The following is a 16,261-nucleotide window of genomic DNA, read 5'->3' as shown; positions in this document are numbered from 1 at the left end:
TTATTTTAAAAATTCATTAATTAATTTTTCGCCTCCTTCTGGAGGAATAACCATTGTTGTTTTGCCAAACTTTAGTGCATTATATTTCTTAGAATAAAGAGACATTAGTTTTATTTCATTCTCTTTGTATTCTTCTAACACATCAAATGCTAACCAACCTTTATAGTCGCCTTCGCCATGAATAAAGCTTAATCTACAAGCAAAGGCAATTAAACAGCCTGCAACTTTATCATATTTTCGATTTTCACTTTTATTATGGGGTGCTACTTCTATAAATGCCATATAAGGTTCAATCTTATCCTTCATCTTGAATATTAGACAGCCTTCTATAATATTGGATGTTTCTTCACAGATTAGGACAAATGTTTTAAACCCCTTTGTTTTTGAGTGTTTTTTAAAATTAAACCTCCACGCTTCGGTTATTGAAGGAAGAACTATTTTGTTTTGTGCAGTATCTATAATCTCTGCATCAACAAAAATATTATCATTTACATTTAGTATTTTTATTTTCATTTATATGTGTCAACTAAGCATACAAAGATATAATATTTAATTATACAAAATGTATAATTTTGTGCAAAAATAGTTGCTATTCTATAAAAATAAAAAAAGCCCAAACGTAGTCTGGGCTTTTCGATTCTTATAATGCTAATTCCTTCTTTTCTTCTGGAAAAATAAAATGAATGGGTTTCGATACCTTTTCTTTCAGCAAAGCGATTTCTAACACTTCATCTACATAATCTACATAATGAAATTTAACGTCTGCAATATACGAAGGCGTAATTTCCTCAATGTCTTTTCTGTTTTTATAACAAAGGATAACTTCTTTAATACCAGCACGTTTGGCAGCTAAAATCTTCTCTTTGATACCGCCAACAGGTAAAACTTTTCCACGTAGCGTAACTTCGCCTGTCATTGCTAAGTGTGGTCTTATTTTACGTTGGGTTAATGCCGATGCAATTGAGGTTGTCATGGTAATACCTGCCGATGGCCCATCTTTTGGCACTGCTCCTGCGGGTACGTGAATATGAAGATTATAATTATCAAAAATTCTGTAATCAATTTCATAATCATCAGCATGAGCCCGTAAGTATGAAAGTGCCGCCATTGCCGATTCTTTCATTACATCACCTAACTGTCCAGAAAGCGTTACGCCACCTTTTCCACGATTTAGAATTGATTCGATAAATAAAATATCGCCTCCAACGGGTGTCCAAGCCAAGCCTGTTACTACGCCTGCGGTATCGCTGGTTTCGTATAAATCTTGGTCATACATTTCTTGACCTAATAATTTAACAACTTCTTCGGGTCTAACTGTTTTCGGATATTCCTCTTCCATCGCAATTGATTTGGTGATTTTCCGAATCAATTTTCCTACTTGTTGCTCCAATTTACGCACGCCTGATTCTCTGGTATAACCTTCTACCAATTTTTGCAAAGCTGCATCGGTAATGGTCAAAGATTTATTGTCTAAACCATGTTCTTGTTTTTGCTTTGGAACAAGGTGTTTTTTGGCAATCTGCACCTTTTCTTCCATCGTATAACCACTGATGTCAATGATTTCCATACGGTCACGGAGGGCAGGATGAATACTGTCTAATGAATTGGCAGTGGCGATGAACAAAATTTTAGAAAGGTCGTATTCAACCTCTAAATAATTATCCATAAATGCACTATTTTGCTCAGGGTCAAGGACTTCCAAAAGTGCTGACGATGGGTCGCCACGGTGGTCTGCTCCAACTTTATCAATTTCGTCTAAGATAAAAACTGGATTGGCTGAACCTGCTTTTTTAATGTTCTGAATAACTTTTCCTGGCATTGCACCAATGTAAGTTTTGCGGTGTCCTCTGATTTCAGATTCATCGTGTAAACCACCCAATGCCATTCTTACGTATTTTCTACCTAATGCTTTGGCAATTGATTTTCCGAGAGACGTTTTTCCAACTCCTGGAGGGCCATAAAGACATAAAATTGGGGCTTTCATATTGCCCTTAATTTTCAGAACTGCTAAATATTCAATGATTCTTTCTTTGACTTTTTCAAGTCCAGAATGGTCAGAATCAAGAACCTTTTGAGCTTTTTTGAGGTCGAAATTATCCTTCGTGATTTCGTTCCAAGGCAAATCTGTCAATAATTCAACGTAATTCATCAACATTGGATATTCTGCCGACATTGAGTTGGTACGTTGTAATTTATTCAATTCTTTCTGAAAATGGTCGCCAACTTCTTTATTCCATTTTTTATTAGCTCCCTTTGCTCGAACTTTATCAAGTTCAGCTTCTGGATTTTCAACGCCTAATTCCTCTTGCAAAACTTTTATTTGCTGACGAAGGTAATAATCACGTTGTTGTTGGTCAATGTCGCTGCTTGCTTTGCTCTGAATTTCTCGTTTAATTTCTAATAAATCAATGTCATTCATCATCAATTCTAATAAACGACGAGCTTGGTCGAGTCCATTCGGAATTTCTAATAATTGCTGTTTTTCAGAAACTTCTGCGTTTACATTGGCAGAAAGAAAATGAATTAGAAAGTTGGGCGATTCGATATTATCGAGAGCAATTTGAGCTTCACGAGGTATTTCTGGATTCAAGAATAAAATTCGAGAAGCCATTTCACGCAAAGATTGAATTAAAGCTTTATTTTCTTTATTCAATTTTGCAGGAAGATTATCTTCAATATAGGCAACTTTTGCAATGAGATTTGGCTCTGTTTTGGCGTATTCTTGTACCTCAAAACGCTTGCGTCCTTGCACAATAATCGTAGTATTTCCACCAGGTAAAACAATCATTTTTAAGATATGTGCTACCGTTCCGATTTTATATAAATCTTCTCCTGTTGGTTCTTCTTTATTAGGATTTGCCTGTGCAATTACTCCCAAAGTACGATTTCCTTTATATGCTTTTTTAACCAAACGAACCGATTTTTGTCTTCCAACGGTCACAGGAATGACCATGCCTGGAAATAAGGCAATATTGCGAACAGGCAAAATGGGTAATTCATCTGAAAGTACCCCTAATTTTTCATCATCAATTTCTTCTCCTCCGAGCGGGATTAGCTCAATGTTATCAAAATCAGTTATTTCGGCAAGTCTAAGATTATTCAAAAAATTTTTATCGTAACTCATATTGTTCTGAAAGTAATTAAAATTGGTTGGTGAATAGCGTTTGAGGTATGGCTATTTTTAGTGGTTTTGATTTTATAATTTTTTTGCAAAAAGCTTTATTTATGATTCTCAATATTTAAACTGAAATTTCTGCCACTATGACATAACATATAAAATTAATGTTAAAATTCCCAATCACAAAAGTGATTTATTAAATGGTCAAACCCTGTGCCATTTGACAAACTGGCAGGGCTTGAATGTGCGGTAAGTCTCAAGTTCCAACACTAAATCCCAACGCCTACTCAGTACATTAAGAAAACAAATCAATAATATCATTTTGAGATAACTTTTTCAAGAAACCGTCCTCTGTACTAATAATATCTTTGGCGATGTCTCGCTTTTTATCTTGAAGCAGTAAAATTTTCTCCTCAATGGTATCCTTACAAATCATACGATAAGCAAATACCTTCTTCTTTTGTCCAATACGGTGCGTTCTGTCAATGGCTTGTTGCTCAACCGCTGGATTCCACCAAGGGTCAACTAAATATACGTAATCCGCCTCTGTAAGGTTGATTCCGACACCACCCGCCTTCAAACTCATCAAGAAAACACGACATTCATCGTCTTCTTGGAAGTGATTTACACGGTCTGCACGATCAGTTGTTTTTCCATCTAAATATTCAAATTTGATTTTATGTTTTTCTAAATGTCCTTTTATTAAATCCAACATTTTTAGGAATTGGCTGAAAATCAATATTTTATGATTTCCTGCATTCTCTTCAATCTCACGAATGATTTCGCCTAATTTTGCTGAAGTTTGGTCATATTCGCCCTGTTCATTTAATAAGGCTGGGCTATCACAAATTTGACGAAGTTTTAAAAGTGCCTCTAAAATCAAGAAAGATGATTTTTCCTTTCCATCGGTTGCCATTTTGTCCACCAATTTCTGACGATAAAGTTCTCTGAATGTATCATAAACTTTGCGTTGTTTGGTGTCCATTTCGCAATAAATGATACTTTCTGTTTTATCTGGTAAGTCTTTGGCAACTTCTTCTTTGGTACGCTTCAACATAAAAGGATACACAATTTTACGGAGTTGTGCTGCCTTCTCTTTATCCTGAAGTTTGTCAATTGGGTTGGCAAATTCAGTTTTGAAGAATTCTCCGCTTCCCAATAAACCTGGATTGATGAATTCCATTTGAGAATATAAGTCGAAAGTATTATTCTCAACGGGTGTTCCAGTCATTACCAAACGATTTCTTGAGTTTAATAATTTAACCGCTTTGGAAATTAATGAATCAGGATTTTTAATAGCCTGAGACTCATCAAGAATAATATAGTTAAAATGGAATTCACGGAAAAGTTCAATATCTGAACGAACCATTCCATAAGTTGTTAGAATAATATCATACTCTCTCCAATGTTCATTTGCCTTCTGACGAGTACCGCCACGATGGACGTACAACTTCAAATCTGGACAAAATTTAGCGGCTTCAGCTTGCCAGTTGAATATCAAAGTGGTTGGTAAAACTACTAAATTTACAGCCTTTGAATCACGGTTTTGTTGTTCCTGCAAGAAGGTTAGCATTTGTAAGGTTTTACCAAGCCCCATATCATCTGCAAGGATTCCACCCCATGAAAATTCATCCAAGAAATTCAACCACTTGAAGCCCTCTACTTGATAATCTCTAAGTTTAGCTTCAATGTTATTTGGTAATGGAATTTCTGCCATTTCCTTGAAATTCAGCAGTTTGCTTTTCTTTTCAAATAATTCCTGTTCAATTTCAAAGCTATCAATATCTTTGCTCAATTCATCAATTAAAGAAAAATGAAGTTTTGAAACTTGTAATTCATCTCCCTTAATTCGTCCAAATTTTAAAATATTTTCGTATTTTTTTAACCATTCTTCAGGTAACATTCCTAACGTACCATCTTTCAATTCAACGTAGTTTTGTTTCTTTAAAACTGCTTTTTGAATTTCTTTAATGCCAACCATTTGGTCGCCAAATGTCACTTCAATGTGCATATCAAACCAATCAATTCCAGAACCAGCTTTAATGTTAAATACCGCTTTATTAGGATTATATTTGAATTTCTTTAATTCTTTGAATCCCAAAATAGTTATATTCTGTTCTTTCATGGCTTCAAAGAATTTGAATAACCAACCATCTTTTAAAACGTCATTAAATGGCAAGAAAAAGAAAGGATATTGTTCCTGACTGTTGAACTCAATGTTTTGTTCACGGATGATATCGTAGAAATATTTTTCTGCATCGGCGTTACGTTCCTGAATCATAATTTTTTCAGAATCGTAATTGATTTTATTCGTTTTATAATCGTGGGCAAACTCAATTATTACAGGATTTTCAACGACATCCTCTGCATCATTTTTTGTATATTCATACACAGGAATCAACATTAAATTTGATTCATCTTCCTTCAAATAAATTTTAGCTTCTTTGAAATTAAGTGACTGATTTTCAATTGATTGAGAAACTTGTAGGTCGATTGTGAATTTCTCTGCAAGTGGTAAAACAAAGTCTTTGAAAAAGCCAGCAAAGTTTGATTTTCTAACTTTTATAAGTCCATTTTTTGGTAAATAACTTAATAAATTGGCAACTTCTGGGTTGGCTAATTTATAAATTGTTTTGCCAAAAGAGCGTGTCCAGTAACTTCCAGGATTTGTTAAGGATGCTAATTTTACTTTTTTGCCATGTAATTTGGTAAAACCTTCTAAAATAACAAAGTCTTCATCTTCTCGAAGTGTAAAAAACGGAAGAATCTGCTCTGTAGAAATTTGTGCTTCTTCAATATCCGTTTGGTTGGCAACATAAGAAGTTGAGCTTGTAAAAACTTGCTTTTCAGATAGAAAACGGAAAATTTTGTTTAGCTTTTTATTAATGTATTCCTCAATAATTGGAGCATCATTAGCTGAAATTTCTTCTCTATTTAGATAATCATAAAAGAATGGTAAACGAAGTTCTTTCTTCTTGCCAAAATTCTTTAAGCCATCATCTTTTATGCTATTTGATAAATTAATGATTTGATTATCAGAGTCTTCCATTTTAGGGAGGCTTTCAACATCACTATCTTTTAGGGAACGGATATAGGTCATTTTACCATTTCCCGCAGCTTTATACGAGTAGGTATCAACCGCAACATCATTGACAAATTCTTCACCTTTGCATCTGATAACATATAATAATTGACGTTGTTCTCTTTGTCCTTCGCTTGCACCTATACTAAAAATGGTTTCTGGCTTTCTAAAAATACTATTATTTACAGCTCTCCAGTTTTGATATTGACTGATTTTCTGAATGCTTGCATCTAATTTTATTAACTGAAGGTCGCCATTAGCTTGTAATTTAAAGTCAAATTTTCCCTTTAAATCATCCTCCATCGTAAAACCATATTCTGCCAGAAGTTTATCTTTTTCGATTGTATAATCTCTCATCCTATCGAAAGGATTATTAGCTCCGAATGCATCACGAACAGCAATAAAAGCCGCTAATTTATGGATACAAGCCTGATTTTCAAGGTCTTGTGAACAAGAACAGTGAGTAGATAATTCACTATTAAATTTTAATTGTGTAAATTTTACCTCAAAATCTTCACCCTTATAATTTACATCTAAAGTAGCTTCACCGTTGAGAGCAGAAAGAATTTGTACCTTTTTTACATTGGTTCTGTTTTTCCAGTCATCTAATGATACTAAATTTTTCAGCGTCCAATCATCAAAAGAACTAATACGAATAATGTGTTGTGAGGTTGGGTATGTTTTTTTCTTGGGAGCAAAAATATTGGCATTTGTAGCTGTATATTTTATAATCTCATTTTCAAGAACCATCAAAGCCGCCACTCTGTGCTTGCAAATTCCACCCCAATCATAATCACAACTGCAATTTGTACTCAATATAGGTGTGTTCCAATTTTTGACATTAACGGTGTAACTTTTTGAACCTGTGTCACTTTTGACTTTGAAAATGCCTTCACCTTTCTCTACATTTGAAAACTTCTCGACACTTACTTTTCCGTTTGCAAAAATTGTTTTTCCCTTTGAAACGCTTTGTGGAAGTGCATTTGACTTGAGGTATTTTTTTAATTTCTCTATAATAATTGAAGACATATCTAATGTGCTAAATTTTAAAAATCGCTAATCTGCAAAGGTACTGAATTTAGAGGGTAAAAAGGCAATGGAAGGAAAAAAGGTGCATTATTTTCTTGTTTATACGTCCGAAAATGTAAAAAATAAAGAATATTTACTAATTTCAATTAGTTAACTACAACTTAGATAATAATGAATCATTTTTCTACATTCCCATTTGTTCGGTATGTTATTTTGCTCATTGGAGGCATTTTATTTTACCATTTTTTCCCGTCTCTCCCTATATATTTTGTATTTGGGTGTTGGATTTTTTCCGCCTTTCTGTATGCTATTCTTTTTAATTTTAGGAGAAAAATTACAAATCATTTTTTTGCAGGTTTTGCAGGAAGTCTTTTTTTGATTTTGACTGCTTATGAAATTTCATTTCTAAAGCATGAATCCAATTATCCACAACATTATACACATTGGGTTGAAAATGTTCAATATTATGAAGTGATTGTGGATAACTTGGTCGAAGAAAAAGAAAATTCTTGGAAAAGTGTCGGTGAAGTTCATTCGGTCATTACCAATAATGAGATTTTACCCACATCTGGCAAAATTCTACTTTATTTTGACAATCAGACTGTGGAAAAACCTTGCTATGGAGATATATTTTTTGTAAAAGGAATTCCGCAAGAAATTGCTTCACCCAAAAATCCAAAAGAATTTGATTATCAGCAATATATGCGAAATCAAAATATTAGTTATCAACAATATTTACGTTCTGAAAATATTGAAAAAGTAGGAAATAAACCGCCTGAGATTTTAATAAATTTTGCTTTACGAATAAATGCTCATGTAGATTCAATTCTCACGACGTTCGTTGAGGGCAAAAATCAGTATGGAGTTGCCATTGCTATGATTTTGGGACAGCGTGATGATTTGTCAAATGATTTGATGCAGGCATATTCTGCGGCTGGAGCTATTCATGTACTTTCTGTTTCTGGTTTACACGTTGGTGTGATTTATGGAGTTTTGCTCTGGATTTTTGGTTTTATGCGTAAAAAAGGGAAAACAGGAAAATTTATATTATTTTGGTTAATCTTTCTCATTTTGTGGAGTTACGCATTTATCACAGGTTTGTCTTCGCCCGTTTTGCGTTCTACCATTATGTTTTCTATTTTTCTGTTTGCAAAAATTTTTCAGAAAAATAAAGATGGTTATAATACCACCGCTTTTTCTGCTTTTTGTATTTTACTTTATAATCCCAACTTTTTATTTAATGTAGGTTTTCAATTGTCTTACTTAGCTGTTTTCGGAATGATATTTTTTCAGCCATTACTAAATCCACTTTTTGTAATTGATAAAAAGAAAAATTGGATTTATTGGCTTGGCGATAGAATTTGGAAAATTACTACGGTAGCCGTTGCTGCTCAGATTGCTACGCTTCCTGTTACGATTTATTATTTTCATCAATTTCCAAATTATTTTCTATTTGCCAATCCCGCTGTTATTGTATTGTCTTCTATTGTGTTAATTTGTGGATTAGCCTTCGTTATTTTAGCTAAATTATTACTATTATTTGATTTAACAACAATTACAAATATTTTAGGTCAATGTTTGAAATATACAATTTTGTCGCTAAATAAAACTGTACTTTGGTTTGAGAATTTACCATTCTCAATCACTAAATTTTTATGGATTTCTACTTATGAAATGTGGTTAATGTATGGTTTGATTTTTAGCTTAATTGCTTTATGGAAAACCAGAAAATACGTTTGGGTGTGGATAAGTTGTGGATTTGTGGGTAACTTATTTTTTTTGAATTTTCACGAAAAATTACAAAGAAATCAACAAGACTTATGCACAATTTTATCAACACCTAAACATTCTGCTATTACCTTTGTAAATGGAAAAAATGCTATCATATTGGCTAATAAAAGCTTTTTAGATAGTAGAAAGGATGTGGGTTTTCGGGTAAATAATTATTGGTCAAGTCTTGGTGTGAGAGATACCTTAAAACTTAATTTATTAGAAAATTACTATTCCAAAAACGATGTGGTCAACGTTCAAAGTCAAGATTCTATCGCTGTGATTTCGTGGAAAGATAAAACATTTCTGTGGATTGGGAAGAACTTGAAGCATAAAGATTTTGAAGCTAAAAACGTATCAGTTGATTATTTGATTTTGGCAAATAAATCAGTGAAAGACTTAAATCAAATTATTGGTAAAGTACAATTTAATAATTTGATTATTGATGCTTCATATACTCGTTGGTACGCTGATAAGTTGTCCACTCAAGCAGAAGAAATGGGTTTGAAATATTTTGATTTGAGTAGGAGTGGAGCGTTGAAAATAGAGAATAATGAATAGATTTTAGAGAATAGATAGGGGCGGATTAGAGAAGTTGGAATTTTGATTAATTTTACTAAATAGGTATTTAAACAAAATTTTAAGCAAATCGCTTTTTCGCTTATTTATATTCAAAAACTATGGAAAATTCATCAAGAAGAGAGTTTTTAGAAAAATCAACCGCTGCTTTAGTGGCAGGAACTGTTATGACAACTTTAAGTAGCTCAGAAGCTGAGGCAAACACTGTAAAAGGTGAAGTTTTGCCATTTGTTCATCATGTTTTCTTTTGGTTAAAAGACCCGAAAAATCAACAAGACCACAATAAATTATTAGCTGGTTTGAGAGGTTTGGGCAAAATTAAGGAAATCAAAATGGCTCATATTGGTTTGCCATCAATTAATGATTTTGATAAGCCTGTAACCGATGCTTCGTACTCGTTTTCGGTGCTTTTAATTTTCGGAAGTAAGTCGGACGAAGAGAAATATTTAGTACATCCTTTGCACAAACAATTTATTGAAGACCACAAAAATCTTTGGTCGAAAGTGGTAGTTTATGATTCTTCGGTGATTTAGAGAAAATAGACCACTGATGTTACAGATTTAACGGATTTGCACAGATTTTTTAATTTTTATCCGTGTAAATCCGTGTAAATCCGTGTAAATCCGTTAAATCTGTGTCATCAGTGGTCTATTTCATCGACTACATATTCTCAGAAATCTCCAACCAACGTAATTCCTTTTCGTCTAATTCATTGGTGATTTTTTCGATTTCTTTTGCCCAATTTGCTAAATCTTCATACGAACCGCCACCGTTAAGTTGCCCAGTAAGTACTTCTTTTTTAGCTTCTAATTGTTCAATAGCTTTTCCTAAATCGTCGTATTCTTTTTGTTCTTTGAACGATAATTTCTTTTTAACAGGTTGAATAACAGATTCTTGTGTTTTGCTAACCGTTGTTGAAAGATTATTGGCACTTGACTTTTTAAACTCTTCCGCTTGTTTTGCTCCTGCTTCAATTGCCTCTGGACTATCTGCCCAATCACGATAATCAGTGTAGTTTCCTGGGAAATCACGAATGACTCCGTTTCCTTCAAAAACAAAAAGGTGTTCAACTAATTTATCCATGAAATAACGGTCGTGAGAAACCAACATCAAACAGCCACCAAAAGCCATCAAAAAGTCTTCTAAGATATTAAGTGTCTGAATATCAAGGTCGTTGGTAGGCTCATCGAGAATCAAAAAGTTTGGATTTTTGATAAGCACTTTCATCAATTGCAAACGTCTTTTTTCACCACCCGATAGTTTTTCAACCATGCCATATTGCACTTTTGGGTCGAATTTGAAGTGTGTCAAAAACTGACTTGCCGAGATGGTTTCGCCCGTTCCTACGGTTACCACTTCGGCAATTTCTTTGATTACATCAATAACTCTGTCCTCTGGTTTGAAGTCCAAATCTCCCTGTGTGTAATAACCATAAACGACTGTTTCGCCCGTTGTGATTTTTCCCGAATCTGGTTTTAGATTTTGGGTAATCATGTTCAAAAATGTTGATTTTCCGATACCATTTTTTCCGATAATTCCTACACGGTCGCCACGTTGGAAAATGTATGAAAAGTGGTCAACGACTTTCTGTGTTCCGAAAGATTTACACAAATCGTCAATTTCCAAAATCTTACTTCCCTGACGAGACATTTTTACATTTAACTGTACTTTTGAATCATCTTTCGTTTGCGAAGCTTTGTCTTTCAACTCATGAAAAGCGTCAATACGGTACTGAGCCTTTGTTCCACGGGCTTTTGGTTGGCGACGCATCCATTCCAATTCAGTACGAAGTGTGTTTTTTGCTTTGTCGATACTGGCAGCTTCAGAGGCTTCTCTTTCGGCTTTTTTCTCCAAGAAATATCCGTAATTTCCTTTGTAAGTATGGATATTTCCGTTCTCTAATTCAACGATATTATTACAAACTCTGTCCAAGAAATATCTATCGTGCGTTACCAAAAGTAGCGTAATATTTTGGGCAGAAAGTGTTTGCTCAAGCCATTCGATGGTCTCCAAATCCAAGTGGTTGGTAGGCTCATCAAAAATCATGAAATCGGGTTCTTCAATCAATACTTTCGCCATGGCCACACGCTTGCGTTGCCCACCTGAAAGTGCCGAAATTTTACGGTCGAAATCATGAATTCCCAATTTTCCGAGAATCTGTTTTACTCTACTTTCATAGTCCCAAGCTTGGTATTTATCCATCATTTCCAAAGCATCCGACATTTGTTCCATGTCTTCGGGATGAAGTAATGATTTTTCGTAAGCTTTAATGGCTTGATTGGCAGGAGATTCGCCCGAAAAAAGTGTATCCATCACCGATAAGTTTTCGTCGAAAGATGGATTTTGGAATAAATAACCCACCGAAATGCCTTTACGGATGGAAACCGTACCTTCGTCGGCAGGAATAATACCCGCCAAAATGTTCATCAAGGTAGTTTTACCCGTACCATTTTGCCCGACCAAAGCCACCTTGTCGCCTTTGAGGATACCAAAGTTGATTCCTTTAAACAACCAACGCTCGTTATAATTCTTAGAGATGTTCTCTGCTGATAAATAATTCATAGTACAAAGTTAGGGGTAAATTGGGGATTTGGGAATGCAATTGTTTGAAATAGATTCGCTTATTCAAAAAATCATTATCTTTGTTTACAAACAAGTTTCACCATGACAGCAACTACAATAAAAGAAGGAATCAGCTATTTGACCAATAATAAGGGCAAAAAAACAGCCGTTGTTTTTGACTTGAAAAATAAGGCTGTGAAAGAATTGATGGAAGATTTTATGGATACTTTAGATGCCATTGATTCATTAAATGACCCAACGCCAAGAAAATCATTGGCGGAGATTAAGCAGAGTCTTTTAGGAAAATAGAAAAATATGCTTTACACCATTGAATTTACCAATAAAGCGGAAAAAGAATTAGGGAAATTACCCAAACAGATTTTAGCTAAAATTTTAGATAGAATAGCAGAACTCTCCAACGACCCAAGACCTACGGGGCATAAAAAACTCACAAATTTTCATATTCCCAATGCTTCTGATGAACTTTATCGGATTAGAATTGGTGATTATAGAGTCATTTATGAGATTGAAGATGAGGTTGTGACAGTTACCATCGTAAAAGTGGCTCATCGTAAAAAGGTTTATGAATAAAATATTCGTAGCAATAACCTAAAAACTCCCGCCCTCCGTAATTTTACAACATGAACAAAATCCAATATCAATATAAACCCGAAAACTTCAAACTTTCTGACCCAAACAAGTATCGTTTAGAAAACTTGCGGTCGGAAGAAATGATTTTGTCTTTAGGGCCTCAGCACCCTTCTACGCACGGAGTTTTACGAATGGAAGTAATTTCTGACGGTGAACTTGTGGTGGATGTTATCCCGCATTTGGGGTATCTGCACCGTTGCTTCGAGAAGCACGCAGAGTCTTTGCCATTCAATCAAATTATTCCCTACGTGGATAGAATGGACTATTTGGCGGCGATGAACTCCGAACACGCTTACGTAATGGGCGTAGAAAAAATGCTGGATTTGACAGGAAAACTTCCTAAACGCCTTGAATATATCCGTGTTTTGGTGGCAGAGCTGAATCGTATGGCTTCGCATTTTGTGGCTATTGGTACGTATGGTTTGGATATTGGTGCATACACGGCATTTTTATGGATTATGCGTGACCGTGAGCATATTCAGCGACTTTTGGAATGGATTTGTGGAGCAAGAATGCTTTATAATTATATTTGGGTGGGTGGATTATTTTATGATTTGCCCGTAGGTTTTGAAGAACGTTGTACGGAATTTATCAATTACCTAAAACCTAAAATGGTAGAATTGCGTCAGTTAATCATTGAGAATAAAATCTTTGTGCAACGGACGGCAAATGTAGGCGTTCTTCCAATGGATTTGGCAATCAATTACGGTTGTACAGGCCCTGTTTTGAGAGGTTCTGGTTTGAAACTTGACCTTCGGAAAGTAGATGGCTATTCGGTTTATCCAGAAATGGATTTCGATATTCCTGTCGGGAAAGGTGAAATGGGAACAGTTGGCGATTGTTGGGACAGAAATTACGTGCGGGTGCAAGAATGTGATGAGTCTATCAAAATTATTGAGCAATGCCTTATCCAACTGAAAAATGACCATAAACGCACGCAAGATTTTGAACCGCAGGGATTAGTACCCAAGAAAATCCGTCCGCAAGCAATGGATTTTTACGCTCGTGCCGAAAACCCGAAAGGCGAACTAGGGTTCTTCTTCCGTACCGATGGGCGTTCAGATATTCCTGTACGCTTAAAAGCTCGTGCGTGTTCATTACACAATTTATCAATTATTCCAGAAATTAGTCGTGGAGCGATGTTAGCGGATTTAGTGGCGATTATAGGCTCAATGGATTTGGTGATGGGGGAAGTGGATAGATAAGTACAGATTAAAATTAAAATAAAAGAAATAGCCGTTTCAAAATCAAATTTGAAACGGCTATTTTATGAAAATAAACCATTAGAAATATTATATTTGCTTTTGATAGTAAACAAATCGTAATATTGTTTGATTAAATTTTTACAAACCCTAAAAAATCGTAATTTTTCAAGGAATAATTATTTTTCTGCTTAAAAATTACTTTTAGCGTCCTTTATGGAACACAAAAACATGGACAAAGCCACCGCAGCGGGTCTGCTGGTAGCGATGGGAATTATTTATGGCGACATCGGAACTTCTCCGCTGTACGTTATGCAGTCTATCATCGACAAAGAAGCTATTGATGAAAGAACTGTTTTGGGTGGTTTATCTTGTATCTTCTGGACACTCACCCTCCAAACAACCCTCAAATACGTAATCTTGATTCTGAGAGCCGATAACCGAGGTGAAGGTGGAATTTTGGCACTCTTTGCATTGGTTCGTCGCCATGCAAAATGGCTGACTATTCCTGCAATAATCGGGGCAGCAACGCTTTTGGCGGATGGGGTTATCACACCACCAATTTCTGTGGCTTCGGCAGTTGAAGGTCTTCTTAAACTTTATCCAGATTTACAAACCGTTCCCATTGTAATTGCTATTATTACGGGTTTGTTTATGTTCCAAATTTTTGGAACAGGTGTTGTAGGACGTGCTTTTGGACCAGTAATGTTGATTTGGTTTTCGATGTTGGCAATCTTTGGAATTATCTGGATTGCTCAAGATTGGACTATTTTAAGAGCATTGTCGCCAATTTATGGATATGAATTATTAACTAATCCACACGGAAGTGAAAGTGGTTTCTGGATTTTGGGGGCAGTTTTCTTATGTACAACGGGTGCAGAAGCACTTTATTCAGATTTAGGACACTGTGGTCGTGGTAATATTAGAATTAGTTGGGTTTTTGTAAAAATCTGTCTTATCCTTCAATACTTCGGACAAGGAGCTTGGCTTTTAACACAAAACGGACAATTATTAAATGGACGTAAACCAATCTTTGAATTAATGCCAGAATGGTTCTTGATTTGGGGAATTGCCATAGCTACGGCGGCAGCAGTTATTGCCAGTCAAGCCTTGATTTCGGGTTCATTTACCTTAGTGTCTGAAGCGATTCGTTTAAACTTTTGGCCTAAAGTTCGTTTGCATTATCCATCAGACCAAAAAGGACAATTGTACGTGCCAAGTATGAATATCTTTTTGTGGTTAGGCTGTATTGGAGTGGTTTTGTGGTTTAAAGAATCAGCTAATATGGAAGCGGCTTACGGTTTGGCAATCACGATGACGATGTTGATGACTACTGCTTTGATGGCTTATTACTTACACATCAAAAAATTTGATATGTGGTGGGTTGTTGGTTTTATCATTGTTTATGTAGCTATCGAAGGAGCGTTTTTAGTTGCCAATCTTCGCAAATTTGTACATGGCGGTTATGTTTCCTTGTTTATTGCCGCTGCAATTATTGCTTTAATGGTGATTTGGTACAGAGCCAATATTATTAAAATGAGATTGACTGAGTACGTGAAAATGGCAGATTATATCGAACCTCTCAAAGAATTGAGTCAAGATATGAGTATTCCAAAATATGCAACGCATTTAGTGTTTATGTCCAATGCAGCTCGTACTTCTGATATTGAAAATAAAATTATTTACTCTATTTTCCAGAAACGTCCGAAAAGAGCAGATATTTATTGGTTCGTCCATGTTGATACCTTAGATGACCCTTATACAATGGAATACAAAGTGAACGTCATTGAGTCGGATGATATTATCAAGGTTAATTTCAGATTAGGCTTTAAAGTTGAACAAAAAATTAACCTCTATTTCCGTAAAGTTGTGGAGGATATGGTGAAAAAAGGCGAAGTGGATATTACTTCTCGATATGAGTCATTAAACAAACAAAATGTTATTGGCGACTTCCGATTTGTAGTGTTAGAACGCTTCCTTTCATTCGAAAACCAACTTTCACTTGTGGAAGGTAGTATTATGAAAGCGTATTTCTTCATCAAAGATTTTACGCCGTCAGAAGATAAATGGTTTGGACTTGATACTTCAGCCGTAAAAGTTGAAAAAGTGCCGTTAATTATCCGTCCAGTAGAAAATGTTCACTTAAAGCGGATTGACTAATATATATAAAATGAAAGCCGTTTGGAAATTCCAAGCGGCTTTTTTATGCCTTAGAAAATAGGATTATTCTTGTAAAATCTACTTCAAATTTTGGATTTACCATTTTAA

Annotated in this window: 10 protein-coding genes; 6 read left to right on the top strand and 4 right to left on the bottom strand. The window is 35.0% G+C overall.

What is annotated here, in order from left to right; translation table 11 throughout:
- The 3 genes from VB796_RS19120 to VB796_RS19110 all read right to left on the bottom strand — a co-directional run bounded on the left by VB796_RS19120 (position 1) and on the right by VB796_RS19110 (position 7,229).
- Positions 1-513 (bottom strand): hypothetical protein, encoded by a 513-nt coding sequence (locus tag VB796_RS19120; RefSeq protein WP_323348189.1) that lies wholly within the window; start codon positions 511-513, stop codon positions 1-3.
- Positions 514-640: 127 nt separating this feature from the next.
- Positions 641-3,124, bottom strand: a complete 2,484-nt coding sequence (gene lon, locus VB796_RS19115) for an endopeptidase La (protein ID WP_323348188.1) — start codon at positions 3,122-3,124, stop codon at positions 641-643.
- Positions 3,125-3,413: 289 nt separating this feature from the next.
- Positions 3,414-7,229, bottom strand: a complete 3,816-nt coding sequence (locus tag VB796_RS19110; protein ID WP_323348187.1) for an SNF2-related protein — start codon at positions 7,227-7,229, stop codon at positions 3,414-3,416.
- A gap of 171 nt (positions 7,230-7,400) precedes the next feature.
- On the opposite strand from VB796_RS19110, the gene VB796_RS19105 reads away from it, so the two are divergent.
- Together VB796_RS19105 and VB796_RS19100 are read left to right on the top strand one after the other, a co-directional pair.
- A complete protein-coding gene (locus VB796_RS19105; RefSeq protein WP_323348186.1) occupies positions 7,401-9,560 on the top strand; it encodes a ComEC/Rec2 family competence protein in 2,160 nt (719 codons plus the stop codon).
- Positions 9,561-9,679: 119 nt separating this feature from the next.
- Entirely contained in the window at positions 9,680-10,111 is a 432-nt protein-coding gene (locus tag VB796_RS19100) for a Dabb family protein (RefSeq protein ID WP_323348185.1), read from the top strand.
- A gap of 127 nt (positions 10,112-10,238) precedes the next feature.
- Here the strand turns inward: VB796_RS19100 and VB796_RS19095 are convergent, their stop codons facing one another.
- Complete coding sequence (locus tag VB796_RS19095; protein WP_323348184.1) at positions 10,239-12,140, bottom strand: ABC-F family ATP-binding cassette domain-containing protein; 1,902 nt, start codon at positions 12,138-12,140, stop codon at positions 10,239-10,241.
- A gap of 102 nt (positions 12,141-12,242) precedes the next feature.
- On the opposite strand from VB796_RS19095, the gene VB796_RS19090 reads away from it, so the two are divergent.
- The 4 genes from VB796_RS19090 to VB796_RS19075 all read left to right on the top strand — a co-directional run bounded on the left by VB796_RS19090 (position 12,243) and on the right by VB796_RS19075 (position 16,153).
- The gene (locus tag VB796_RS19090) at positions 12,243-12,449 is read left to right on the top strand and encodes a hypothetical protein (RefSeq protein WP_323348183.1); all 207 of its coding nucleotides are present in this window, start codon (positions 12,243-12,245) and stop codon (positions 12,447-12,449) included.
- 6 nt (positions 12,450-12,455) lie between these two features.
- Complete coding sequence (locus VB796_RS19085) at positions 12,456-12,731, top strand: type II toxin-antitoxin system RelE/ParE family toxin (protein WP_323348182.1); 276 nt, start codon at positions 12,456-12,458, stop codon at positions 12,729-12,731.
- Between the two features lie 50 nt (positions 12,732-12,781).
- Positions 12,782-13,996, top strand: coding sequence for an NADH-quinone oxidoreductase subunit D (locus VB796_RS19080; RefSeq protein WP_323348181.1), 1,215 nt, complete (start codon positions 12,782-12,784; stop codon positions 13,994-13,996).
- Between the two features lie 228 nt (positions 13,997-14,224).
- Entirely contained in the window at positions 14,225-16,153 is a 1,929-nt protein-coding gene (locus tag VB796_RS19075) for a KUP/HAK/KT family potassium transporter (protein WP_416233531.1), read from the top strand.
- Positions 16,154-16,261 lie beyond the last annotated feature (108 nt).

This window comes from Arcicella sp. LKC2W, assembly GCF_034931005.1.
Taxonomy (GTDB): domain Bacteria; phylum Bacteroidota; class Bacteroidia; order Cytophagales; family Spirosomataceae; genus Arcicella.
The sequence above is the reverse complement of the archived record's forward strand: the minus strand, read 5'-3'. Positions and strand labels throughout refer to the sequence as shown.